Consider the following 605-nt stretch of genomic DNA (forward strand, 5'->3'; position numbering starts at 1 on the left):
CCCCGCCCGCCTGCGCAGCGCCGGATACCCGTCGAAGCCGAGCGCCACGGCGAACCGGGTGACCGAGGGCTGGCTCACCCCGGCCAGCTCCGCCAGCTCCACGCTGGACAGGAAGGGGGCGTCGGCGGCCCTGCGCACCATGGAGTGGGCGATCCGCCGCTGGGTGGGCGTGAGCCGGCGCCCCTCGAAGAGCGCCTGCAACCGCGCGGCCGGGCTGCTCCCGCTCATCGTGTCCCCTCCGAGTCCCCCGCACCCCACCGGCACGGACCATTCCATTCAGCCAGCACGCGGCCTGCATGTCCATATACAGCCGGGTCGGCTCGCATTGCGGTACGGCTCTCCCCTGCCGACCCTGGGACCATGATCCCAGCCAACACGACAGGCCCCGGCGGCGTCATCGTCCGCTACGGGGACGAGAACGCCGCCCATGTGCTGAGCGTCTACGCCGACCTGCGCTGCCCGTACTGCAAGCGCATGGAGCTCGACCTCGGCGCCGTGATGGAGCAGGCCGCGGACGAGGGCAGGTTCGCGGTGGACCACCATTTCGGTACGTTCCTCGACGCCGCGGCCGGCGGCAGCGGCTCCCTGGAGGCACTGGCCGCGCT

The 605-nt window shown here is 72.6% G+C and carries 1 protein-coding gene and 1 pseudogene; one reads left to right on the forward strand and one right to left on the reverse strand.

Annotated elements, in window-relative coordinates; all coding sequences use genetic code 11:
* Window positions 1-228 (reverse strand): annotated as a pseudogene (locus IH13_RS0103300) (MurR/RpiR family transcriptional regulator); the annotation flags it as partial.
* Window positions 229-360: 132 nt separating this feature from the next.
* Here IH13_RS0103300 and IH13_RS0103305 point away from each other — a divergent pair.
* Window positions 361-605: thioredoxin domain-containing protein (locus IH13_RS0103305; RefSeq protein ID WP_031080900.1), on the forward strand; the 245-nt coding region annotated here is incomplete at its 3' end.

The sequence above is a fragment of the Streptomyces sp. NRRL WC-3549 genome, assembly GCF_000721935.1.
GTDB lineage: Bacteria > Actinomycetota > Actinomycetes > Streptomycetales > Streptomycetaceae > Streptomyces.